Raw genomic sequence first — 22,993 nt, 5'->3', positions numbered from 1 at the left:
TCATCGCTCCCTGACCAGCGCGGCGTACGCGCCCCCGCGCGCCACCAGTTCCTCGTGCCGGCCGCGCTCCACGACCGTGCCGTGGTCGAGGACGACGATCTCGTCGCTGTCCCGGACCGTGCTCAGCCGGTGTGCGATCACCACACAGGCACAGCCGCGCCGGCGCAGATTGTCCATCACGACCAGCTCGGTCTCGGCGTCCAGCGCGCTGGTCACCTCGTCCAGCACCAGGATGCTCGGTCGCCGCACCAGCGCCCGTGCGATCTCCAGACGCTGGCGCTGCCCGCCGGAGAAGTTCCGGCCGTCCTGCTCGACGCGGCTCCGGATGCCGCCCGGCCGACGCGTGATCACGTCGTACAGGGCCGCGTCCCGGAGCGCCTCCTCCACCGCCTCGTCCGGGATCGACGGGTCCCACAGCGCCACGTTGTCGCGGACGGTGCCCTCGAAGAGGAACACCTCCTGGTCGACGAAGGAGACGGACGCGGCCAGCGCCCCGCGCGGAATGTCCTCGATGCGCTGCCCGTCGATCCGGATCACGCCCTCCCACGGCGTGTACAGGCCCGAGATCAGCCGGGACACCGTGGACTTGCCGCTGCCGGAACCACCGACCAGCGCCACCTGCCGGCCCGGCCCGACGGTCAGGTCGAAGCCGGTCAACAGCGGCTTGTCCAGCGGGTTGTAGCCGAAGGTGAGGTTCTGCAGCTCGACATGGCCGCGCAGCCGGCGCGTGGACTCCCCGGCGCCGGGGCGGCCGTAGAGCGGGTCGGCCCGGAAGTTCTCCACGTCCTTCAGCCGGGCCACGTCCGCCGCGAAGTCCTGGATCCGGCCCGCGACACCGTTGAGCCGGGTCAGCGGCGCGGTGAACCGGGTGACCAGTGCCTGGAAGGCGACCAGCAGACCGACCGAGATGTACCCCTCGACCGCGCGCATACCGCCGATCCACAGGATCAGCGCGCTGTTGAGCGTGGCGAGCGTCGGCGCGACCACGCCGAGCCAGGCACTCGGCACACCGAGCCGCTGCTGCTCCTCCAGCGTGGTCGCGTGCTGCCCGGCCCACTTGCGGAAGTAGCCGTCCTCACCGCCGGTCGCCTTCATCGTCTCGATCAGCTGCAGACCGGTGTACGCCGTGTTGGTGAGGCGTGCGGTGTCCGCGCGCAGTTTCGCCGTACGGGTCGCGCGCAGCCGGATGACGATCCGCATCGCCAGGACGTTGAGCAGCGCCACCCCGATCCCGACGAAGGTGAGCTGCGGATCGTATGTGTACAGCAGCACCGCGTACAGCAGGACGACGACGGCGTCCACGCCCGCCGCCGACAGGTCCCGGGACAGCGTCTCGGCCACGGCGTCGTTGGACTGCAGGCGCTGCACCAGGTCCGCCGGGCTGCGCTGGGAGAAGAACGTCACCGGCAGCCGCAGCAGATGCCGCAGGAAGCGGGCGCTGGACAGGGTGGAGGAGACGAGCCGCCCGCGCAGCAGGTTGGCCTGTTGGAGCCAGGTCAGCACCAGGGTGAGCAGCACACAGGCGCCCATCGACGTGAACAGCACGCCCAGCATCGACGTCCGGCCGCCGATCAGGAACTCGTCGATGAAGGTACGGCTGAGTCCGGGCACCGCCGCGCCGACCGCCACCAGCAGCAGGCTCGACAGCACCACGGCGGGCATGGTCCCCGCCGTGCCGCGCAGCCGGGCCGGCATCGCACCGAGGACGCCCGGCCTGCGACCGCCCCGGGTGAAGTCCGGCCCGGGTTCCAGCGTCAGGACGACACCGGTGAAACTGCCGTCGAACTCCTCCAGCGGCACGAAACGGCGGCCCTTGCCGGGGTCGTTGACGAACACCCCGCGACGGCCGAACCGGCGGCCCATGCCGTCGTAGACGACGTAGTGGTTGAACTCCCAGAACAGGATGGCCGGCGCCGTCACCTCGGCGAGGGCGGCCAGGTCCATCTGCATGCCCTTGGCGGTCAGCCCGTAACCACGGGCCGCCTTCAGCAGGTTACTGGCGCGCGAGCCGTCCCTGGAGACACCGCAGGCGATCCGCAGCTCCTCCAGCGGGACATGGCGGCCGTAGTGGCCGAGCACCATCGCCAGGGAGGCGGCGCCGCACTCCACGGCCTCCATCTGGAGCACGGTGGGCGTACGGACGGTCTTCCCGCGCGCCTTGGGCACCTTGCGCCGGGGCGGGGCGGCACGGCGCCGGCCGCGGGTCTCCTGTGCGGTGGTCACGGCAGCAGCCAGTCGACGGGACGTTCGTCGGACAGCCGGATGGAGCCCGAGGCCAGGGTCATCGAGGTCAGGGGGAACGGCGGCCCCTGGGCGGAGGACCACTGGTAACCGCTCTTCGTGGCGGACGACTTCTCCAGTTCGACCGTGACGGCCACCGGCCTTCCCTTCTTCGTGAACTGCTCGCCCAGCTGGCTGTCCCCGAGGAACGCGGTGATCTGCTGGGCGGACTGCGCGGAACGGTCCACCGACTTCACCTCGCCGCGCAGCACGCCGTACTCCTGGCTCGGCACCGACTGCACGGTGAGGTCGACCGCGGCGCGCGCGGGAATACCGGCGGCGCTTTCGGCGGGGACGTAGACGGTCGCGTACAGCGGGTCGTCGGCGTCGGCGACCTTCTCCACGGCGGCGACGTTCGCGCCGGTGGTGATGATCTGCCCGACGCTGGCGGCGAGTGCGGTGATCCGGCCGGCGTCCAGAGTGCGGACGACGGCGTCGCCCTGCTCGGTACGGACCTTCAGGACGGGGGAGTTCGCGGGCAGCCGCTCGCCCTGCTTCGCGAGGACCGCGGTGACCTGGCCGGCGAGGGGGCTCTGCAGGACGTAACTGCCCTGCCCGTGCGTCAGGACGGCGGGCGCGGCCACCGTGGAGGTCACGGACCCGGTCACCGCCCACACGGAGGCGGCCGCCATGGCGACCACGGTCACGGAGAGGACCAGCCAGCCCTGCGGCCGGGCGAAGCGCACCGGGAGATCGAGTTCCTCGGGCGACTGGAGCTTGGCGAGGGCCTGTTGGCGGAACTGCACGGTTCTTCCCTCACCTGCGTGAACTCTGCGAAGGACGGCGGGGTACGGCTCGGCTGAGCCGGCGGGGCGACCGGCCGGGGGCGCCGGGTCCTGTCGTGACGTCCCGTCCGTCGGGGCGACGGGACCTGGAGCAACGCTGAGCCCCGGAGCCGGGGGGTGGCTCCGGGACTCAGTGACACAAGGGCGCGATCAGAGACCGGCGACCAGGTTCGTGACCGGGGCGGTGTTCAGGCCGGTGACACCCTCGACGGTGCCGACGGCCGTGTTGGCCAGGCCGGAGACCGGGGCGATGCCGTCCACCGCGCCCGTGACGGTGTTCACGGCGTTCACGGACAGGCCGCCGGAGACGTTGTCGAGCTCGGCGTCGGAGATCTCGACGGTCTCGACCTGGGGGGTGGAGTTCATGATGGAACTTCCCTTCGTATGGATATGGCACAAGGGGGGAGAGCGGCTTCCTCTGGGGACAGGGGAAAGCCGCGACCGCGAGTGCCGGACCCCGGCGCCGGATGCCCGGAACGGCCCTGCGGTGCGATGGATCAAAGCACGCCCCGGCTGCGGGCTTCCAATCAAACAAACCTCCCACCAGCGAACTTGCGGCTTTGTGGCGCTCAAGAGTGCAGAGAAGGGCACGGCCCGGTGGCGACTTCTTCACATGGCTCACGGCATCGACCCGTCCCACCGCTTGCGCCCCCGGGCCGGAATCCGGCACACCGGCCCCAAAGGTGTGAGGGGGGCGGTCGGCCCGGGGGTGACTTCCGGCTCCGGTGACCGCGTTGGGAAGTCGATGTGCAGATTCACTGAAGCCGGGATTCCGCTCACCGCCCGCGACGGAGCGTGCACACTCGACCGCGGTGCGTTCCGCTGCCGGGTGGCTGCCCAAACAGTCTGCGAGGCACACGAGTTGGCCGATTTCACGGCGTGAACCCGGTGTCCGCAAAAGGATTTGAACGCCCTGCCGGACCCGTGCGTACCAACAGCCATCCAGGCGCCGACAGCCGCCGAACGGCGGCACGACTCCGGTCCCCCCAGGAGGTCGAGAAGTTTGAGTCACAAGCGAATTCCGAAGCGCAAGGCCGCGATAGCGGTGGGCGGTGTGGTGGCGCTCGGTGCCGCCGCGATCCTGCTTCCCAACGCCAACGCGTCACAGGACGGCGCGACGGACGACGCCGCGGCGGCGGCGTCGGCGCCGCCGAAGACACTGAAGGCCACGGACGCCTCGGATCTCGCCTCGCAGCTCGCCGGGCTCCTCGGCGACGCGTTCGCCGGTTCCTACTACGACGGGGGCAAGCAGCAACTCGTCGTCAACGTCGTACCGGGCGACAACAACAACGTGATCGTGCAGGCGAAGAGGGCGGGTGCGACCGTCCGCGAGGTCGACAACAGCATGACCGAGCTGGAGGCCGGCGCACAGACGCTGAAGACCGAGGCGACCATCCCCGGCACCTCGTGGGCCGTCGACCCGCGCACCAACAAGATCCTGGTCACCGCCGACTCCACGGTGACCGGCGACAAGTGGGACAGACTGGAGTCCACCGTGCGGGGCCTCGGCTCCGGCATGGCGACCATCAAGAAGTCCGCGGGCACGTTCAGGACGTTCGCCTCGGGCGGGGACGCCATCTTCGCCGCCAACTCCCGCTGCTCCCTCGGCTTCAACGTCACCGCGGGCGACGGCACCCCCGCCTTCCTGACGGCCGGTCACTGCGCGCTCGGCGGGCAGCAGTGGTCCGACCAGCAGGGCGGCGCCCCGATCGCCACCATCGACCAGGCCGTCTTCCCCGGCGAGGGCGACTTCGCGCTCGCCAAGTACGACGACCCGAACACGCAGGCGCCGAGCGACGTCGACGTCGGCGGCCAGACCGTCCAGATCACCGAGGCCGCCGAGGCCACCGTCGGCCAGGAGGTGTTCCGGATGGGCAGCACCACCGGGCTCGCCGACGGCCAGGTGCTCGGTCTCAACGCCACGGTGAACTACCCGGAGGGCACGGTCACCGGTCTCATCCAGACCGACGTCTGTGCCGAGCCCGGCGACAGCGGCGGCTCGATGTTCACCCAGGACGGCCTCGCGATCGGCCTGACCTCGGGCGGCAGCGGCGACTGCACCGTCGGCGGCGAGACGTTCTTCCAGCCGGTCACCACTGCCCTGGCCGCGGTCGGCGCGACCCTCGGCGAGGGCGGCGCGGGCGCGGGCGCCGCCGACCAGGCGGGCGGCGAGGACGCCGGTGGCGGTGAAGCCGACGGTGAAATCGGCGGTGAGGACGCCGGACAGGGGGCCGGTGACGGAGCGGGCCAGGACGCCGGACAGGGGGCCGGTGACGGAGCCGGACAGGGGGCCGGATACGGCGCCGGCCGGGATGCGGAGGACGGTGGCGGTCAGAGCGGAACCCACTGACCGGAACCCACTGACCGGGACCCGCCCGACCGCACCGGGCGGAGTGCCCACGGTGGGCCGCCGCCCCGGACCCACGCCACGCGACCGTGGCAGGGTCCGGGGCGGCACCGCGCGGGGCGGCCGAGGACGGACTCAGCCCGGAGGCAGCGCCCTGAGCAGGAGCAGCGCGACATCGTCCACCCGCCCCTCCGGGTGCGCACCGTGCTGGACCAGGGCGTCGGCGAGGTCGTCCAGGGGAAGGTCCCCGAGGCCGGTGAGACGGCGGCCCAGACCGGCCAGCGCGTCCTCGAAGTCGGTGCCGGGGGATTCCACCAGCCCGTCGGTGTAGAGGACGAGGAGCGACCCGGGGGAGAGGTCCACCTCGGTCGCCGGATACGTCGCCGAACCGTCGATGCCCAGCAGCGGGCCACCGGCCAGGTCCAGCACCCGCACCCGGCCGTCCGGCCTCCTCAGCAACGGCGGCGGATGGCCCGCCCTGGACATCACGGCCCGCCCGCGCGCGGGATCGAGCCGCAGATACAGGCAGCTCGCGAACAGATCGGAACCCAGCTCGAGCAGCAGCCGGTTGGTGCTGCGCATCACCTCCTCGGGCGGCTGCCCGACCGTCGTGTACGCGCGGACCGCGGTGCGTACCTGCCCCATCAGCCCGGCCGCCGTCACGTTGTGCCCCTGCACGTCCCCGATCACCGCCGCCGCCGTCCCCCGCGACGGCACCAGATCGTAGAAGTCGCCCCCGATCTCCATGCCCTGAGTGGCCGGCAGATAGCGGGACGCCGCCTCGATCCCGGCCAGCGACGGCAGCGTGTGCGGCAGCAGCGCCGCCTGCAGCCCGTGCGCCAGCCGGTGCTTGGCGTCGTAGAGCAACGCCCGCTCCAGGGCCTGGGCGATCAGCCCGGCCAGGCTCGTCAGCACCGCCCGCTCCTCCGTCGTGAAGTGGTGCGGCGAGGCGTAGGCCAGCACGCACGTCCCCACCGGACGCCCCGAGGCGATCAGCGGCAGATAGGCCCACGACGAGAAGCCCGAGGGGTTCACGACCAGGACCGGATACAGGCGCTCCAGTTCCTCCCGGGACTCGAAGAACGCGGGCACACCGGTGCGCAGCACCTGACTGCCGGGGGTCGGTTCGGACAGCGGCATCCCGTCGTACCGCTCGACGACGGACGGATCCGGATACCCGCGGTGCCCGAGGACGAGCAGTCGGCCCGCCCGTGAGCCGAGGATCACCAGTCCCTGACTGCCCACCGCCGGGGCGATCTGGTCCGCGACCAGTTGCACCACGTCCTGCACGCCCACCGCCTCGGTCAGCGTGCCGGCCAGGTTCAGCACCTGGGAGATGGTGACGAGCCGGGCCGGAGCGGTGCCCGGCTGTCGCGCGGCCCGGTTCGTGCCCGCCGCGGTACGGGCCCGGTTGATCCGGACACTGAGCCCCGTCGTACTCGGATACATCCGGAACGACAGCCACTCGTCGGGCGGGCGCAGCGCCACGAACGACGTGGTGTGCTGGCTGAGCAGCGCGGCCCGGTAGTGCTCCTCGTACACGGGATCGTTCAGCCACGGTACGGTCGCCCACAGCTGGGCGCCGAGCAGCCGGTCGACCGGGGTGTCCAGCAGGTTCGCCGCGGTGGCGTTGGCGAAGCCGACCCGCCCGTTCAGATCGAGCGAGCACAACCCGTACGGCAGCCGGGCCACCATCCGCGCCGCCTCCACCGTGCCGAGCGTGTCGGCCAGGCCGCTCACCAGCGGCGCGGCCAGCAGATCCGGCTCCGAAGGAAGCGGCAGACTCTCCTCGGCGGCACGCTCCAGCCGCGCCGCGAGACGGTCGCAGGCGGCGGACAGGTGATCACGCTCCCCCTCGGACAGCTCCGGCGGGTGGCCGCCGGGCCAGGTCACGAACACCGCGCCGTACGCCCTGGTCGCGGTGGCCACCGGCAGCGCGGCCAGCGAGAACTGGTACGGCAGCACCACGGCGATCCGGGGATAGCGCCGCGCCATCTCCTCCTCGCCGCCCACCCAGACCAGACGCCGCTCGCGCACCGCGTCGGCGACCGGGATCGGCGCGCTCAGCGCCACCCGCTCCCAGGGCGCCGCGAACGCCCGGGGAAGCCCCGCCACCACCGCCATCTCCAGCACCGGCCGGTCCGGCGCGACCAAGTACACCCCACCGGAGTGGGCATGCACCTCGTCCATCATCGCGGTGAGCGTCAGGGAGAGCAGCGGACGGCCGACCGGGGTCCGCGCACCCGGCCGCACCCGCGCGGAGGACTGCCCCTCGGACACGCCGACCACCTCCTCGCTCGGCCGCGTCGCCCGCCCCGAGAACCCAATCTCCCCCCTACTGGCCCGCCCCGCACGGCGAGCCGCGCGGCACCCGGTCCGCTCCGGCGCGCCCCGAGGGTCCGTCCCGGTCGGAGTCCTGCCGGACCGCCGGAACGCGACGGGGTGCCGCAGGGGCTGCGCGGGGCCCGTACAAGCGCTGTAATGGCCAACGTGGTCGGTGAGGGCGCTGCGGGACGCAGCACGAGAACGCTGCGCGCGGAAGCCGCCCTGACGGCGATCACCGCCGAACCGGAGACACCGGACCGGTTGCGCCGGCTCCTGGAACAGGCCATCGTCTTCGCCGGCGCCGTGCTCGTCGCCGTGTACACGCCCAGCGCGGAGGGCGAGCAGCTGCTCCTGGTCGAGTCGGCCGGGATCCCGCGGACCCTGTGCGGGGTGCGCGACGGCTACTCCGTCGCCGGGCGCTCCCCGGCCGCCGAGGCCGTGCGCGGCGGCCGGCCGGTGTGGCTCGGACCGACGGAGCTCGCCGCCCAGGCCCAGGCGCGGCGCGTACCCGCTCATGACTTCTCCCTCGCCGCCCTGCCCGTGCGCCACGATCCCGGGGGCTGTCTGCTCGCCGTCAGCGAGCGCCCCGGCGGCTTCGACCCCGAGGACCGTGTCTGCCTGGGGCTCGTCGCCGACTCGGTCGCCTTTCCCGGGTCGCCGGCCGCCGACGGTGAGCTGCCACCGGACACCTTCAGCCTCGCCATGGACACCGGACGGGTCCGGCTGGGCGACGAGGTCCTGAACCTGTTCGGTCTCGGCCCGGACGACTTCGACGGCCGGGTGGAGACCCTGATGGGGCTGACCGTGCCGGAGGACCTGCCCTCCGTGATGTCGGTGGTCGAGGCCGACCACCTGACCATCGGCGAGCGCGAGCTGGAGTTCCGGGTGCTGCAGCCCACCGGCCCGCCGAAGTGGCTCCGGCTCCGCGGCCGGCTGCTGCAGGGCGGAGAGGGCCGTCCGGCCCGCCTCGTGGGCTCCGTCGCCGACGCGTCCACGCTGCGCTCCGACGTCACCGAGGTGGCCCGGGTGCAGCGCCTCGCCGCCGCACTCGCCACCGCTGTCACCGTCCGCGATGTCGGCAGGGCCGTGGTCGCCGCCCTGCGCGGGCCGCTCGGAGCCGACCGGATCGCGGTCGCCGAACTGGAGGGCGACCGGCTCGTCGTCACCGTCCTCGACCCGCCGGAACCGGATGCCTGGCCGGACCTGTGGCGCACGGAGTGGCGCACCGAATGGCCCGAGGCACCGGTGCGCACCATGCCCACCCTCGCCGCCGTCCTGCGCGAGGGCCGGCCCCGGATCTGGCCCGCGGGCAGCCCGTTGGAGACCTCCCTCGCCGAGGTCGGACCCGGCGGCCTCGCCGTGCTGCCGCTGCCCGCCGGTAACCGGATGGCCGGCGCCTGCCTCATCGGCTGGGACGCCCCGCACGACTTCGGAGCCGACGAACGCGCCCTGCTCACGGCCGCCGCCGGCCTCGCCGGACAGGCCCTGATGCGGGCCCGTGCCTTCGACGCCGAGCACGAGCTGGTCGGCATGCTCCAGCGCCAGCTGCTGCCGCGCCGGCTGCCCCGGCTGCCCGGCGCGGTCGCCGTCGCCCGCTATCTGCCCAGCACGGTCGGCCTGGAACTCGGCGGCGACTGGTACGACGTGATCCCGCTGCCCGACAACCACGTCGCCCTCGTCATCGGCGACGTCCAGGGGCACAGCGCGGGCGCCGCCACCCTCATGGGACAGATGCGCACCGCGCTGCGCGCCTACGCCGTCGAGGGGCACGCGCCCGACGTGGTGGTGTCGCGCGCCAACCGGCTGCTCATCGACATGGAGAGCGACCTCTTCGCGACCTGTTGCTATGTCGACGTCGACCTGGAGGAGGGCTCCGCCTGGTGCGTACGCGCCGGGCACCTGCCGCCGGTGCTGCGGCACCCGGACGGCCGTACCGAGATCGCGGAGGCGGAGGGCGGCCCACCGCTCGGCGTCATGACACAGGCCGACTTCCCGATGAGCCCGCTCCGGCTCCAGCCCGGCACGACCGTCGCCCTCACCACGGACGGCCTGGTCGAGTCCCACGAGGCCGACATCGACGAGGGCATGGACGACTTCGCCCGCCGGCTCGCCGTCGCCGACCCGGCCCACCTCGGGCTCGTCGCCGACGCCCTGCTCGGCAGGGCCGCGCGCAGCGACGACGTCGCCCTGCTGCTGATGCGCTACGACGGCATGGCCCTGCGCCCGCTGCGGGAGAGCTGGACGGTGTGGCGGGTGCCCCAGGCGGTGGGCCACGCCCGCCGCTTCACCCGGCGCACCCTGCGCTCCTGGGGCGCGACCGAGGACCTCGACGCCGCCCTGCTCGTCGTCTCCGAACTGGTCACGAACGCCCTCGTGCACACCGAGGGACAGGTCCGTCTCGACCTCACCCTCGTCGGCGACCGGCTCCGCCTCGCGGTCGCCGACGCCTCGCCGCGCAGTCCCGTCAAGCCGAGCAGCATCGGCTGGGAGGCCACCGGAGGCCGCGGCATCCTGCTCGTCGAGGCGGTGTCGGCGGCCTGGGGGACACTCCCGGTCAGCGGCGGCAAACAGGTGTGGGCGGAACTCGTCCCGCACCGGTGAGCGCGTGGCGTCACCGACCGTCGACAACGGTCCCGACGCCCGGGTCATCCCTTCGAGTGACACGGCCGACGAGCGCGACCCGGCCCCGTGGCCACCGTCGCGGGCCGGAACCACGGCGACTGGACGGCTCTCCTTGGGAATTTCGCAATGAACCGTTAAAAGAAGTGACGTTCCATCCGCCGCGCACCACTATGGTGAGTCAGATGAAGGCTCTCGTGCTGTCCGGCGGCGCCGGAACCCGGCTGAGGCCGATCACCCACACCTCGGCCAAGCAGTTGGTGCCCGTGGCCAACAAGCCCGTGCTTTTCTACGGGTTGGAATCGATCGCGGACGCGGGTATCACCGAGGTCGGGATGATCGTCGGTGACACGGCCGCTGAGATCGAGAACGCGGTGGGCGACGGTTCGAAGTTCGGCCTGCAGATCACCTACATCCCCCAGGAGCAGCCACTGGGGCTGGCGCACGCCGTGCTGATCGCCCGCGAATGGCTCGGCGACGACGACTTCGTGATGTACCTCGGCGACAACTTCATCGTCGGTGGCATCACCGGCCTCGTCGAGGAGTTCCGCAGACACCGGCCCGACGCGCAGATCCTGCTCACCCGGGTCGCCGACCCGCGCTCCTTCGGTGTCGCCGAACTCGACGCGGGCGGGCAGGTGATCGGCCTGGAGGAGAAACCCGAGCGTCCCAAGAGCGACCTCGCCCTCGTCGGCGTCTATCTGTTCACGCCCGCCGTCCACGACGCGGTGCGCGCCATCAAGCCGTCCTGGCGCGGCGAACTCGAGATCACCCACGCCATCCAGCATCTGATCGACTCCCGCGCCGAGGTGCGCTGCACCGTCATCCAGGGCTACTGGAAGGACACCGGCAACGTCGTCGACATGCTGGAGGTCAACCGGTCCGTCCTCGAAGGGATCGAGCGCCGGATCGACGGCGACGTGGACACCGCTTCCGAGACCATCGGCCGGGTGGTGGTGGAGGAGGGGGCCCGGATCAGCAACTCGCGCGTCGTCGGGCCCGCCGTCATCGGCGCCGGCACCGTCGTCAGCGACTCCTACGTCGGACCGTTCACCTCCGTCGCGGAGAACTGCCGGATCACCGACAGCGAACTCGAGTTCTCCATCGTGCTGCGGGACTCCTCGATCGAAGGCGTCCGCCGCATCGAGTCCTCACTGATCGGCCGTCATGTCGAGGTGACCCCGGCCCCCAGCGTCCCCAGCGCCCACCGACTCGTCCTCGGAGACCACAGCAAGGTGCAGATCCATTCATGAACCTCCTCGTCACCGGAGCCGCCGGCTTCATCGGCTCCCGCTACGTCCGTACGCTGCTCGCCGCCGACGCGCCCGACGCCCCCGAGGCGCCGAGGATCACCGTGCTGGACGCGCTCACCTACGCCGGTACCCTCGACAACCTCGAACTCGACCACCCCCGGATGGAGTTCGTCCACGGCGACATCCGCGACGCCGACCTCGTCGACAAGCTGACCGCCGAGGCGGACCAGGTGGTCCACTTCGCCGCCGAGTCCCACGTCGACCGCTCCATCCTCACCGCGTCCGACTTCGTCCTCACCAACGTGGTCGGCACCCAGGTCCTCCTCGACGCCGCCCTGCGCCACGGCGTGGACACCTTCGTGCACGTCTCCACCGACGAGGTCTACGGATCGATCGCGTCCGGCTCGGCGACCGAGGAGTACCCCCTCGAACCCAGCTCGCCCTACTCCGCTTCCAAGGCGTCCTCCGACCTGCTCGCCCTGGCCTACCACCGAACCCACGGTCTGGACGTCCGCGTCACCCGCTGCTCCAACAACTACGGGCCGCACCAGTTCCCGGAGAAGGTCATCCCGCTGTTCGTCACCAACCTCCTCGACGGCGGGAAGGTCCCGCTCTACGGCGAGGGCCTCAACGTCCGCGACTGGCTGTACGTGGACGACCACTGCGCGGGCATCGACCTCGTGCGGACCGGAGGCCGGGCCGGCGAGGTCTACAACATCGGCGGCGGCACCGAACTCACCAACAGGGACCTCACCGGGCTCCTCCTCGAAGCCTGCGGGGCCGGCTGGGAGAGGGTCGAGCACGTCGAGGACCGCAAGGGCCACGACCTGCGGTACTCCGTCGACTGGAGCAAGGCCCGCGACGAACTCGGCTACCGCCCGCGCCACGACTTCACCACCGGCCTCGCCGAGACCGTCGCCTGGTACCGCGACAACCGCGCCTGGTGGGAGCCCCTCAAACGGCGTGTCACGGAGCAGTCATGAAGTGGCTGGTCACCGGGGCGGGCGGGATGCTCGGCCGGGACACCGTCGACGAACTGACCCGGCGCGGCGAGCGGGTGACCGCTCTCGACCGGGCCGCCCTCGACATCACCCGGGCCGAGGACGTCGAGCGGGCGTTCACCGAGCACCGCCCCGACATCGTGGTCAACTGCGCCGCGTACACCGCCGTCGACGACGCCGAGACCGACGAGGAACGCGCCACCCGGATCAACGGCGACGGACCCCGCCTGCTGGCCCGCGCCTGCGCCACGCACGGCGCCCGGCTGATCCATGTCTCCACCGACTACGTCTTCTCCGGTGACGCCCGCGCCACCCCCTATCCCGAGGACCACCCGACCGCCCCGCGCACCGCCTACGGCCGCTCCAAACTCGTCGGCGAGCGGGCCGTGCTGGAGGAGCTGCCCGGCGCGAGCGCCGTCGTGCGCACCGCTTGGCTGTACGGGGTCCACGGCAGAAACTTCGTGCGGACGATGATCGGTCTTGAGGCCCGTCGCCCCACCGTCGACGTCGTCGACGACCAGCGGGGGCAGCCCACCTGGAGCGTGGACGTCGCCGAACGCATAGCCGACCTCGGCCCTCGCCTCGGCGACGACGTGCACGGAGTCTTCCACGCCACCAGCTCCGGCGAGGCCACCTGGTACGAGCTGGCCGGGGAGGTGTTCCGGCTGATCGGCGCCGACCCCGAGCGGGTGCGGCCCACCACCGGCGCGGCCTTCCCCCGGCCCGCCCCGCGCCCCGCGTACAGCGCCCTCGCACACGGCCGCTGGCAGGACATCGGCCTGCCGGCACCGCGCGACTGGCGCGTCGCCCTGCACGAAGCACTGCCCCGCATCCGCAAGGAGAGTCCCCTTCGTGAAACGCCATGAGTTCCTGCGGGAACTGCACAAGGCCAGCGCCAACCGCAACTACCTGGAGATCGGCGTCAACGACGGCCGCAGCCTGCGCCTGTCACGCGTCCCCAGCATCGCGGTCGACCCCGCCTTCAAGGTCGTCTCGGAGCTGAAGTGCGACGTCCACCTGGTGAAGGCCACCAGTGACGACTTCTTCGCCCGTGACAACCCGCTGGCCCACCTCAAGGGCGGCCGCCACCCGCTGCGCAACCTCCGCCGCGGCCGCAGCCCCATCGGACACTGGCGGCGCACCACGCTCGACCTGTCGTTCATCGACGGCATGCACCTGTTCGAGTACGCCCTGCGCGACTTCATGAACGTCGAGAAGCACTCCGACTGGGCCAGCGTGATCGTCCTCGACGACATGCTGCCGCGCAGCGTCGACGAGGCGGCCCGGGACCGGCACACCACGGCCTGGACCGGTGACGTCTACAAGATCACCGAGGTGCTGACGCGCTACCGGCCCGACCTGGCCACCGTCCTGGTCGACACTCAGCCCACCGGCCAGCTCGTGGTCTTCGGCGCCGACCCGGACAACACCGTGCTGCACGACAAGTACGACGAGATCATGGCCGAGTACAAGGTGCCCGACCCGCAGAAGGTCCCCGAGACGATCCTGGAGCGGGCCGGCGCGGTGCCGCCCGAGGCACTGATCGAGGCCGGCTTCTGGCGCCCGCTCACCCAGGCCCGCAACCGCGGTCTGCCGCGGCGCCTGGGCTGGGAGCCCCTGCGCCGCGCGCTCGACCAGGTCGGCGTCAGCCGCTGAGTCCCCTGCCGCGCAGCTCTTCGTAGCGTGCGCGGCAGGCCTCGTACGAGGGCAGCAGGCCGAGGCGCTCCGCCTCGGCCAGCGTGGGCGCCTGCTCGTCCTTCGACGACAGCACCGGGTCGATGCCCTCCGGCCAGGCGATGCCCAGCGCCGGGTCCAGCGGATGCACCCCGTGCTCGCGGCCCGGTGCGTAGCCCGTCGAGCACAGGTAGACCACCGTCGCGTCGTCGGTGAGCGCCATGAAGGCGTGCCCGAGCCCTTCGGCCAGGAACACCGCGTGCCGGGTGTCGTCCTCCAGCCGCACGGCCTCCCACCGCCCGTACGACGGGGACCCCACCCGCAGGTCGACCACCACGTCGAGGACCGCGCCGCGCACGCAGGTCACGTACTTGGCCTGGCCGGGCGGCACCTCCGAGAAGTGCACCCCGCGCAGCACCCCCCGGCGCGACACCGAGCAGTTGGCCTGTGCCAGGGACAGGTCGTAGCCCGTCGCCTCGCGGAACTCCTCACCCCGGTACCACTCGTGGAAACTGCCCCGGTCGTCCGGGAAGACCTTGGGCTCCAGGACCCAGGCCCCTTCCAACTCCAGTGCGCGCACCGTCATCGCCTTCCGTCGATCAGTGGAGCCACCCTCCTCCGGGCGGCGCCGAGCATTCGCCGCGCCCCGCGCGCCAGCTTCCCTACGGCGCCGGGGCGCGGAATCGGCACCACCAGCACCCCGCCCCCGCCGGTGCGGAGCGCGAACGGCAGCCCCTCGAAGCGCGGTTCGGTGGCGTCCGGGTCCAGGCAGAGCGCGACCCGCCAGACACCCCGGGGGAGCCCCGAGGGCAACGTCGCCTCCAGCCACGTCCCCGGCCGTTCCGGTTCACCGGCCAGCGTGCCCGGCGCGTACAGGGTCCGGCCGCCGGACGAGAACCGGAGCCGCACCACGGTGCCGTCGTCGGCGTGCAGCGGCACCCGGGCGCGCAGCCGCGCCCCCGAGACCGTCACGTCCGGCCGCCGCACCCGGCCGAGACCGAGCCGCCTGCCCCGGACGGCGACGTCCAGGGAGAGATTGCCGTGCGGCTCCGTCCAGTACGGCAGGAACGCCCGGCCCGCGGCGACGCCCGCGTACGGCTCGGGGCGGGTGGCGCGCGGGGCCGGGCCCAGCCGGCACTCCTTGGTCCAGCCGCCGAGCTTGACCCGTACGACGGCGTCCCGGACCCCGTCACCGGGGAGCGTGCCCGGGGCGACCCTGGCGGTCGCACGCAGCACCAGCCGCACCCGCTCGCCGTCGTCGACGGGCACCGTCTCCCGGGTGAACTCCACGGGCTGGAAGTACTGCGCGGAGCTGGCCCGTTCACGCAGCAGCAGATCCGCCGTGGCCTGGTCGAAGCGGGCCGCGGTCTGGGCACCGACCCACGCCACCGCCTCCTCCACGTTCTTCGGCGTGTCGGTCAGCGGGGCAGGGGCGGCATCGGCGGGGAACGTCATCGGCGCGCCCGCGGAGACGTACTCGACGGTGAAGCCGAGACGCAGTGAACCGCCCTCCCACTCCACGCCCGTGGGCACAGCCGTCGGCGCGACCCCGGCCTCCCACTCGGCGAAGGCCACCACGTCGTCGTACCGGTCCGCCGCCGTCAGCGAGGCGACCACCTGCTGCGTCGGCTGGAGTCCGGCCGCGACAGCCGGGCCGAACCGCTCGACGACCACCTTGTGGATCTCCGCGAACAACTCCCTGCGGTAGTCGTCCGGCAGCCCCAGCAGCCGCCGGGCCCGCAGCCGCTCCACCATCTCCACCCGCAGCCAGCGACGGAACAGCCTGTCACGCACCGGACCGGGCTCGGTGTACCGCTCGACCACGTCGAGCGCCTCGCGGAGGTTCTTGAAGTAGCCCACCGGGTCGAAGCGCTGGAAACCGGCGTTCGAGGCGTCGTCGCGTCTGATGTGGTAGTAGCAGACGTAGTCGCTGAGCACGGAGACGTTGGCCGCCCGCAGATACGCCTCCGCGACGAAGACGTGGTCCTCCAGGCGCCGCCGCCCCTCCGGGAAACGCAGCCCGATGTCGTCGAGGAACGCCCGGCGGAACATCTTGTGCGGGGTGAGGCTGTCGATCAGCGGCGCGTTCTCCACCGTGGCGCGCGGATGGTTGCGGCGGAACAACTCCACCGGCACACCGCGGTTCTTGCCGGCCATCTTGCCGACGACGACATCCGCGCCGTTGGCCACGCCGTAGGCGTACATCCGCTCCAGGGCCTCGTCGCCCAGGTAGTCGTCGTTGTCGACGAACATCACGAACTCGCCCCGGGCGGCGGCGATCCCGACGTTGCGCGGTTTGCCGGACCAGCCGGAGTTCTCCTGGTGGATCACCCGCATCCGGGGGTCCTCGGCGGCCAGCCGGTCGAGCCGTGCCGGCGTCCCGTCGGTGGAGCCGTCGTCGACGAAGATCGCCTCGTAGGAGTCGGGTGGCAGCGACTGCCGCTGCAGGGAGGAGATGCAGTCCTCGATGTAGATTCCCGGGTTGTAGACGGGAATGATGACGCTGACCTTGACCGGCATCTGGATTTGTGGCCCTTCGGGTCGCTTGCCGTCGAACGGGCGGCTTGTCGTGCGTTGCCCGATCGTAACTCCGTGGCCACCGTGGCCCCGCCTTTCAAACGCCGTCGAGACCGTGCCGTGATCATCCCTCGGAAACCGCGCCGATCGGCTTGCCCGAGCGCCCATTTGAGCGTGGCGACACGCGCCGCCCGGGACAGGCCCTAGTGTGCTGAACGTGCGACTGCTCCTGATGTCCGACACTCACCTGCCCCTACGGGCGAAGCGGCTGCCCGCGCCCCTGCTCGACGAACTGCCGCGGGCCGACGTCGTGTTCCACGCGGGGGACTGGGTCGACACGGCCACGCTCGACCTGCTCGAGAGTCGCAGCCGCCGACTCGTCGCCGTGTACGGGAACAACGACGGACCCGAACTGCGCGCCCGTCTGCCGGAGATCGCGTACGCCGAACTCGACGGCCTGCGCTTCGGCGTGGTTCACGAGACGGGGCCCGCGCGGGGCCGGGAGGCCCGGTGCGCCGCACGCTTTCCCGACCTGGACGTACTGGTCTTCGGGCACAGCCACATCCCGTGGGACTCCACCGCCGCCACGGGGCTGCGCCTGCTCAACCCGGGTTCACCGACGGACCGCCGCCGACAGCCCCACCACACCTATCTCACCGGCACGATCACCGACGGCCGGCTCGTCGATCTGGAACTGCACCGGCTGCCACCACGCCGGTGACATCGGCTCCCGGGGCATCCGCGCCCGTCGGGCACCGGTGACCGGCGCCCGACGGGCCGGACCGCTTCGTTCCGGTGGAAGCGGCCCGGACGCTGCGAGTAGTTGCTCTGTCACGGACCTCCTTCCCGCGATCGAAGGTGATACGAGCCCGCTTACCCGCCCCAGCCGGGTTCACACACCCTATTTGTCTTATTCATCATGTTTGCCAGATCTGCTGGGTCAGGCTCCGTTTGGGGCGGATCACTCGTCCCAGGCCTGGATCATCGTCTGTTCGGTGATCTTGCCGTCCCGCAGCGAGACCATCGACTCCGAGAGCACCCGCACCCCGTCGGGATACAGGCAGCTCTCGCTGTACGCGGCATGATCGCCCTGGACGACGCACCGCTCCAGCTGGTGCGTCATGTCACGGCTGTACACGTCGTCGAGCATGGCGGCTATCTCGTCCCGGCCGTGCAGGACCTTCGGGTTGCTGGGCTGGGTGTTGCGGTCCACGATGCGCAGTTCGGCGTCGTCCGCGTAGAGCGAGACCATGGGCGCCGACGTCTGCGCCTCGATGCCCCGGCGCAGTGTGTCGGTGCCGAAACCGGCTCCTGCCGAGGTTGTCATGACGGCCTCCTTGGGGGCCTCGGCCCGGTCCCGAGCGGGCCACGCCGGGCCTCTCCTACGAGACTCCTCCGGCCCGGTGGGCGCCGCAAGCCCGGCTGGCGCGCGGCGCACCCCCGGGAGGGATCACCCGCTCGTCGCCAGGAATTGCGTCGCCGCCAGCTCCGCGTACAGCGGATCGGCGGTCACCAGCTCACGGTGGGTCCCGACCGCGCGGACCCGGCCGGCGTCCATCACCACGATCCGGTCGGCCATCGTCACCGTCGACAGCCGGTGCGCGACGACCAGCACCGTCGTCGTACGGGCCACGTCGGCGACGGTGTCGCGCAGCGCCGCCTCGTTCACCGCGTCGAGCTGCGAGGTGGCCTCGTCGAGCAGCAGCAGCCGAGGGCTGCGCAGCAGAGCGCGGGCGATGGCGACCCGCTGGCGTTCCCCGCCGGACAGCTTGGTGCCGCGGTGCCCGACCAGGGTGTCGAGCCCGTCCGGGAGCCTGGCCACCAGCCCGCCGAGCCGGGTCGTCTTCACCACTCGCGTCACGGCGTCGTCGTCCGCCTCCGGGTTCCCGAGCAGCAGGTTGTCGCGGAGGGAGCCCGACAGCACCGGAGCGTCCTGCTCCACATAGCCGATCGAGGACCGCAGCTCCGACAGCTCCCAGTCGGCCAGATCGCGTCCGTCGAGCGTGATCACGCCCGCGTCGGGGTCGTAGAAGCGTTCGATGAGGGAGAAGACGGTGGTCTTGCCCGCGCCGGACGGGCCCACGAACGCGGTCATGCCCTGAGCGGGCACGGTGAACGTCACCCCGTGGTGGACGTACGGCAGATCGTCGGCGTAACGGAAACGCACGTCCTCGAAGGCGAGCGCGGCGGGAGCGGTGCCCGGTGCCGGCAGGGGCGCGGTACCGGCCGCCGGCTCGGCGGGCAGCCGCAGCGCCTCCTGGATGCGCGCCAGCGCGGCGCTGCCCGTCTGGTACTGCGTGATCGCGGCGACGACACTCTGGATCGGAGCCATGAGATAGAAGACGAACAACAGGAACGCCACCAGCGTGCCGATGTCGATGGCGTCCGTCGCCACCCGCGCGCCCCCCACCGCGAGCACCGTGATGAACGCGACCTGCATCGCGAGCCCGGCCGTGTTGCCCGCCGCGGCCGACCACCTGGCGGCGCGTACGCTCTGCCGCCACGACTCCTCGGCGGCCTCGTGCAGCGCGCGCTCCTCCCGCGGCTCGGCTCCGGACGCCTTCACCGTGCGCAGCGCGCCCAGGACCCGCTCCAGCGAGGCGCCCATCACGCCGACCGAGTCCTGCGCCCGCCGGCTGGCCCGGCTGATGTGGGGCACGATCACGCCGAGTATCGTCCCCGCGCCCACGATCACGGCGAGGGTGACCGCCAGCAGCACGGGGTCGACGAAGCCCATCAGGACGATGGTCGCGATCAGCGTGAGGCCGCCCGTGCCGAGGCCCACCAGTGAGTCGGTGGTGACCTGGCGCAGCAGTGTGGTGTCGGAGGTGATGCGGGCCATCAGGTCGCCGGGCTCGCTGCGGTCCACGGCCGTGATGCGCAGCCGCAGCAGATACGACGACAGCGAGCGCCGCGCCCCGAGCACCACCGACTCCGCGGTGTGCCGCAGTACGTACGACCCCAGCGCGCCCAGCACGGCGTTGGCGACGACGAGCGCCGACATCAGCAGCAGCGCGCCGGTGATGGCCCGGTCGGCCGACAGGTCGTCGATCAGCTCCCGGGCGACCAGCGGCAGCATCAGCCCGGTCGCCCCCGTCAGCAGGGACAGCGCGGCCCCGCCCAGCAGGGCCCACCGGTGCGGTCGTACGTATCCGAGGAGCGCCCGCCAGGCGGGCGGACCGGTCTTCTGCGCTGCGATGCTCACGTCGCTCCCTGGGCGTCGGGCGGAAGGCTCAGGCTACGCCGCGGGGGCCGGGCCGTGACCCGGCGGACGGCCCCGCACAGGCGCCGCGACCTGCCACGGAGCCCACAGGCCGAGTCACCGGCAGGTCGCGTAGGGTCTCAAGTACCTACACCGGAAGATGAAGGAGCCAGCATCATGGCGCAGGAAGTGCGCGGCGTGATCGCACCGGGCAAGGACGAGCCGGTACGCATCGAGACGATCGTCGTACCCGACCCGGGGCCGGGCGAGGCGGTCGTCCGCATCCAGGCCTGCGGTGTGTGCCACACCGACCTCCACTACAAGCAGGGCGGCATCAGCGACGACTTCCCCTTCCTGCTCGGCCACGAGGCCGCGGGTGTGGTGGAGGCGGTGGGCGACGACGTCACCGACGTCGCACCCGGTGACTTCGTCGTCCTCAACTGGCGTGCGGTGTGCGGCAAGTGCCGCGCCTGTCTGCGCGGACGCCCCTGGTACTGCTTCGACACGCACAACGCCAAGCAGAAGATGACCCTCGCCTCGACGGGCCAGGAACTCTCCCCGGCCCTGGGCATCGGAGCCTTCGCCGAGAAGACCCTCGTCGCCGCCGGACAGTGCACCAAGGTCGACCCCGAGGTCGCCCCGGAGGTCGCCGGCCTGCTGGGCTGCGGCGTGATGGCCGGCATCGGCGCCGCGATCAACACCGGCAACGTCGGCCGCGGCGACAGCGTCGCCGTCATCGGCTGCGGCGGCGTCGGCGACGCGGCCATCGCCGGGGCCCGGCTCGCCGGAGCGGCGAAGATCATCGCCGTCGACATCGACGACCGCAAGCTGGAGACCGCCCGCTCCATGGGCGCCACCCACACCGTCAACTCCCGTACGTCCGACCCCGTCGAGGCGATCCGCGGACTCACCGGCGGCTTCGGTGCCGACGTGGTCATCGAGGCCGTCGGCCGCCCCGAGACGTACCAGCAGGCCTTCTACGCCCGCGACCTGGCCGGCACGGTCGTCCTCGTCGGCGTGCCCACCCCGGAGATGAAGCTCGAACTGCCCCTGCTCGACGTGTTCGGCCGCGGCGGCTCCCTGAAGTCGTCCTGGTACGGCGACTGCCTGCCCTCGCGGGACTTCCCGATGCTCATCGACCTGCATCAGCAGGGCCGCCTGGACCTCGGCGCGTTCGTCACCGAGACCATCCAGCTCGACGAGGTGGAGAAGGCCTTCGAGCGGATGCACAAGGGCGACGTCCTGCGCTCGGTGGTGGTGCTCTGATGGCCGCCCGCATCGAACACCTCGTCACCTCGGGCCAGTTCAGCCTCGACGGCGGAACCTGGGACGTCGACAACAACGTGTGGATCGTCGGCGACGACCACGAGGTGATCGTCATCGACGCCGCGCACGACGCCGACGCCATCGCCGAGGCGGTGGGCGACCGCCGGTTGAAGGCGATCGTGTGCACCCACGCGCACAACGACCACATCGACGCCGCTCCCGCCCTCGCCGAGCGCACCGGGGCCAAGATCTGGCTGCACCACGACGACCTGCCGCTGTGGAAGCAGACCCACCCCGACCGCGACCCCGACGCCTGGCTGGTCGACGGCCAGGTGATCGAGGCGGCCGGTGCCGACCTCACGGTGCTGCACACCCCCGGGCACGCGCCGGGCGCGGTCTGCCTGTACGACCCCGGCCTGGCCACCGTGTTCACCGGAGACACCCTCTTCCAGGGCGGCCCCGGTGCCACCGGCCGTTCGTTCTCCCACTTCCCGACGATCATCGACTCGATCCGCGACCGACTGCTGACGCTCCCGCCGGAGACCGAGGTCCGCACCGGTCACGGCGACTCGACCACCATCGGCGCGGAGGCGCCGCACCTCGAGGAGTGGATCGCCCGCGGCCACTGACGCCCCCGGCGCCGGCGCCTCGCGGAAGACTCGCCGGGAAACCGGGAAACCGGAAAAGGCGACAGAGGATGTCCGGCTTACCCGTCACTCTCGTAGCGACAGCAGATCGCTGATGACGGGAGGCCGGACATGCCGGGGCAGTGGGCAGCATCGTTGAAGGACAAGGTGGCGTTGGTCGCCGGGGCGACCCGGGGAGCCGGACGGGGCATCGCCGTCGAACTGGGCGCGGCGGGTGCCACCGTCTACGTCACCGGACGCAGCACCCGCGAGCGGCGCTCCGAGTACGGCCGCCCCGAGACCATCGAGGACACCGCCGACCTGGTCACCGAGGCCGGCGGCCGGGGCATCGCCGTCCCCACCGACCACCTGGACCCCGACCGGGTCAAGGCCCTCGTCGACCGCATCGCCGACGAGCAGGGCCGCCTCGACGTCCTCGTCAACGACATCTGGGGCGGCGAGCACCTCTTCGCGTGGGACACCCCCGTCTGGGAGCACGACCTCGACAAGGGGCTGCGCCTGCTCCGGCTCGCGGTGGAGACCCACGCCGTCACCAGTCACCACGCCCTGCCGCTGCTGCTGAGCCACCCCGGTGGGCTGGTCGTCGAGGTCACCGACGGCACCGCGGACTACAACCGCGACACCTACCGCGTCTCCTTCTTCTACGACCTCGCCAAGACGTCCGTCCTGCGCATGGCCTTCGCCCTCGGCCACGAACTCGGTCCGCGCGGCGCCACCGCGGTCGCGCTCACCCCGGGCTGGCTCCGCTCCGAGATCATGCTCGACGAGTTCGGCGTACGGGAGGACAACTGGCAAGACGCCCTGACCCGCGTCCCCCACTTCGCCATCTCGGAGACCCCGCGCTACGTGGGCCGGGCCGTCACCGCCCTCGCCGCCGACCCGCGGGTGTCCCGCTTCAACGGCACCTCCCTCTCCAGCGGCGGCCTCGCCCGGGAGTACGGCTTCACCGACCTCGACGGCAGCCGCCCGGACGCCTGGCGTTACCTGGTCGAGGTCCAGGACCAGGGCAAACCCGCGGACACCACCGGCTACCGCTGACGTCCCGCCCCTACCAGGGTGATCGTCCGGCGCAGTAGC

At 72.0% G+C, this 22,993-nt stretch carries 18 protein-coding genes; 10 read left to right on the top strand and 8 right to left on the bottom strand.

Going from position 1 to position 22,993, the window contains the following annotated elements:
* The 3 genes from DIZ27_RS13710 to DIZ27_RS13700 all read right to left on the bottom strand — a co-directional run bounded on the left by DIZ27_RS13710 (position 1) and on the right by DIZ27_RS13700 (position 3,431).
* The gene (locus tag DIZ27_RS13710) at positions 1–2,223 is read right to left on the bottom strand and encodes an NHLP family bacteriocin export ABC transporter peptidase/permease/ATPase subunit (protein WP_109378653.1); all 2,223 of its coding nucleotides are present in this window, start codon (positions 2,221–2,223) and stop codon (positions 1–3) included.
* A complete protein-coding gene (locus DIZ27_RS13705; RefSeq protein ID WP_109378652.1) occupies positions 2,220–3,026 on the bottom strand; it encodes an HlyD family efflux transporter periplasmic adaptor subunit in 807 nt (268 codons plus the stop codon). Before DIZ27_RS13705 ends, DIZ27_RS13710 begins: the two co-directional genes overlap by 4 nt.
* Before the next feature lie 189 nt (positions 3,027–3,215).
* On the bottom strand, positions 3,216–3,431 hold the full coding sequence (locus DIZ27_RS13700) for a type A2 lantipeptide (protein ID WP_109378651.1): 216 nt from the start codon (positions 3,429–3,431) through the stop codon (positions 3,216–3,218).
* A 637-nt stretch (positions 3,432–4,068) separates the two neighbouring features.
* On the opposite strand from DIZ27_RS13700, the gene DIZ27_RS13695 reads away from it, so the two are divergent.
* On the top strand, positions 4,069–5,415 hold the full coding sequence (locus DIZ27_RS13695) for a S1 family peptidase (protein ID WP_109378650.1): 1,347 nt from the start codon (positions 4,069–4,071) through the stop codon (positions 5,413–5,415).
* 132 nt (positions 5,416–5,547) lie between these two features.
* Here the strand turns inward: DIZ27_RS13695 and DIZ27_RS13690 are convergent, their stop codons facing one another.
* Positions 5,548–7,692: a SpoIIE family protein phosphatase gene (locus tag DIZ27_RS13690; protein ID WP_109378761.1), complete on the bottom strand. Its 2,145-nt coding sequence runs from the start codon at positions 7,690–7,692 to the stop codon at positions 5,548–5,550.
* A gap of 201 nt (positions 7,693–7,893) precedes the next feature.
* On the opposite strand from DIZ27_RS13690, the gene DIZ27_RS13685 reads away from it, so the two are divergent.
* From DIZ27_RS13685 to DIZ27_RS13665, 5 genes are all read left to right on the top strand, one after another.
* Complete coding sequence (locus DIZ27_RS13685; protein ID WP_109378649.1) at positions 7,894–10,338, top strand: SpoIIE family protein phosphatase; 2,445 nt, start codon at positions 7,894–7,896, stop codon at positions 10,336–10,338.
* A 203-nt stretch (positions 10,339–10,541) separates the two neighbouring features.
* Positions 10,542–11,609 (top strand): glucose-1-phosphate thymidylyltransferase, encoded by a 1,068-nt coding sequence (locus DIZ27_RS13680; protein WP_109378760.1) that lies wholly within the window; start codon positions 10,542–10,544, stop codon positions 11,607–11,609.
* Entirely contained in the window at positions 11,606–12,592 is a 987-nt protein-coding gene (gene rfbB / locus DIZ27_RS13675; protein ID WP_109378648.1) for a dTDP-glucose 4,6-dehydratase, read from the top strand. The genes DIZ27_RS13680 and rfbB overlap by 4 nt, the downstream gene beginning before the upstream one ends.
* Positions 12,589–13,476: a dTDP-4-dehydrorhamnose reductase gene (gene rfbD, locus DIZ27_RS13670; RefSeq protein WP_109378647.1), complete on the top strand. Its 888-nt coding sequence runs from the start codon at positions 12,589–12,591 to the stop codon at positions 13,474–13,476. Before rfbB ends, rfbD begins: the two co-directional genes overlap by 4 nt.
* Positions 13,463–14,266 carry a methyltransferase type 11 gene (locus DIZ27_RS13665; protein ID WP_109378646.1) on the top strand — a complete coding sequence of 268 codons (804 nt, stop codon included), beginning with the start codon at positions 13,463–13,465 and terminating at the stop codon, positions 14,264–14,266. The genes rfbD and DIZ27_RS13665 overlap by 14 nt, the downstream gene beginning before the upstream one ends.
* Here DIZ27_RS13665 and rfbC read toward each other — a convergent pair.
* Positions 14,256–14,864 carry a dTDP-4-dehydrorhamnose 3,5-epimerase gene (rfbC, locus tag DIZ27_RS13660; RefSeq protein WP_109378759.1) on the bottom strand — a complete coding sequence of 203 codons (609 nt, stop codon included), beginning with the start codon at positions 14,862–14,864 and terminating at the stop codon, positions 14,256–14,258. The two genes, DIZ27_RS13665 and rfbC, sit on opposite strands and share 11 nt — an antisense overlap.
* A gap of 2 nt (positions 14,865–14,866) precedes the next feature.
* Positions 14,867–16,804 carry a glycosyltransferase family A protein gene (locus DIZ27_RS13655; protein WP_109378645.1) on the bottom strand — a complete coding sequence of 646 codons (1,938 nt, stop codon included), beginning with the start codon at positions 16,802–16,804 and terminating at the stop codon, positions 14,867–14,869.
* Between the two features lie 214 nt (positions 16,805–17,018).
* Here DIZ27_RS13655 and DIZ27_RS13650 point away from each other — a divergent pair, with 214 nt between their 5' ends.
* Positions 17,019–17,522 carry a metallophosphoesterase gene (locus DIZ27_RS13650; protein ID WP_109378758.1) on the top strand — a complete coding sequence of 168 codons (504 nt, stop codon included), beginning with the start codon at positions 17,019–17,021 and terminating at the stop codon, positions 17,520–17,522.
* Positions 17,523–17,762: 240 nt separating this feature from the next.
* On the opposite strand, the gene DIZ27_RS13645 is transcribed toward DIZ27_RS13650, so the two are convergent.
* Both DIZ27_RS13645 and DIZ27_RS13640 read right to left on the bottom strand, forming a co-directional pair.
* Positions 17,763–18,128 (bottom strand): nuclear transport factor 2 family protein, encoded by a 366-nt coding sequence (locus DIZ27_RS13645; protein WP_109378644.1) that lies wholly within the window; start codon positions 18,126–18,128, stop codon positions 17,763–17,765.
* 123 nt (positions 18,129–18,251) lie between these two features.
* On the bottom strand, positions 18,252–20,006 hold the full coding sequence (locus tag DIZ27_RS13640) for an ABC transporter ATP-binding protein (protein WP_109378643.1): 1,755 nt from the start codon (positions 20,004–20,006) through the stop codon (positions 18,252–18,254).
* A gap of 174 nt (positions 20,007–20,180) precedes the next feature.
* On the opposite strand from DIZ27_RS13640, the gene DIZ27_RS13635 reads away from it, so the two are divergent.
* The 3 genes from DIZ27_RS13635 (at position 20,181) to DIZ27_RS13625 (ending at position 22,954) form a co-directional block, all read left to right on the top strand.
* On the top strand, positions 20,181–21,269 hold the full coding sequence (locus DIZ27_RS13635; protein WP_109378642.1) for an S-(hydroxymethyl)mycothiol dehydrogenase: 1,089 nt from the start codon (positions 20,181–20,183) through the stop codon (positions 21,267–21,269).
* Positions 21,269–21,898 (top strand): MBL fold metallo-hydrolase, encoded by a 630-nt coding sequence (locus DIZ27_RS13630; RefSeq protein WP_109378641.1) that lies wholly within the window; start codon positions 21,269–21,271, stop codon positions 21,896–21,898. The genes DIZ27_RS13635 and DIZ27_RS13630 overlap by 1 nt, the downstream gene beginning before the upstream one ends.
* A 129-nt stretch (positions 21,899–22,027) precedes the next feature.
* Positions 22,028–22,954, top strand: a complete 927-nt coding sequence (locus DIZ27_RS13625) for an SDR family oxidoreductase (RefSeq protein ID WP_109378640.1) — start codon at positions 22,028–22,030, stop codon at positions 22,952–22,954.
* The last annotated feature ends 39 nt before the right edge of the window (positions 22,955–22,993 follow it).

It is taken from the genome of Streptomyces sp. NWU339, from assembly GCF_003143855.1.
Taxonomy (GTDB): Bacteria; Actinomycetota; Actinomycetes; order Streptomycetales; family Streptomycetaceae; genus Streptomyces.
This window is presented reverse-complemented; position numbering and strand designations above follow the sequence as displayed.

Excerpts from the sequence above, each read along its gene's own strand:
- DIZ27_RS13655 (WP_109378645.1), bottom strand. The coding sequence starts at position 16,804 with ATGCCGGTCAAGGTCAGCGTCATCATTCCCGTCTACAACCCGGGAATC.
- DIZ27_RS13700 (WP_109378651.1), bottom strand. The coding sequence starts at position 3,431 with ATGAACTCCACCCCCCAGGTCGAGACCGTCGAGATCTCCGACGCCGAG.
- DIZ27_RS13635 (WP_109378642.1), top strand. The coding sequence starts at position 20,181 with ATGGCGCAGGAAGTGCGCGGCGTGATCGCACCGGGCAAGGACGAGCCG.
- rfbD (WP_109378647.1), top strand. The coding sequence starts at position 12,589 with ATGAAGTGGCTGGTCACCGGGGCGGGCGGGATGCTCGGCCGGGACACC.
- rfbB (WP_109378648.1), top strand. The coding sequence starts at position 11,606 with ATGAACCTCCTCGTCACCGGAGCCGCCGGCTTCATCGGCTCCCGCTAC.
- DIZ27_RS13680 (WP_109378760.1), top strand. The coding sequence starts at position 10,542 with ATGAAGGCTCTCGTGCTGTCCGGCGGCGCCGGAACCCGGCTGAGGCCG.
- DIZ27_RS13645 (WP_109378644.1), bottom strand. The coding sequence starts at position 18,128 with ATGACAACCTCGGCAGGAGCCGGTTTCGGCACCGACACACTGCGCCGG.
- DIZ27_RS13685 (WP_109378649.1), top strand. The coding sequence starts at position 7,894 with ATGGCCAACGTGGTCGGTGAGGGCGCTGCGGGACGCAGCACGAGAACG.
- DIZ27_RS13630 (WP_109378641.1), top strand. The coding sequence starts at position 21,269 with ATGGCCGCCCGCATCGAACACCTCGTCACCTCGGGCCAGTTCAGCCTC.
- DIZ27_RS13625 (WP_109378640.1), top strand. The coding sequence starts at position 22,028 with ATGCCGGGGCAGTGGGCAGCATCGTTGAAGGACAAGGTGGCGTTGGTC.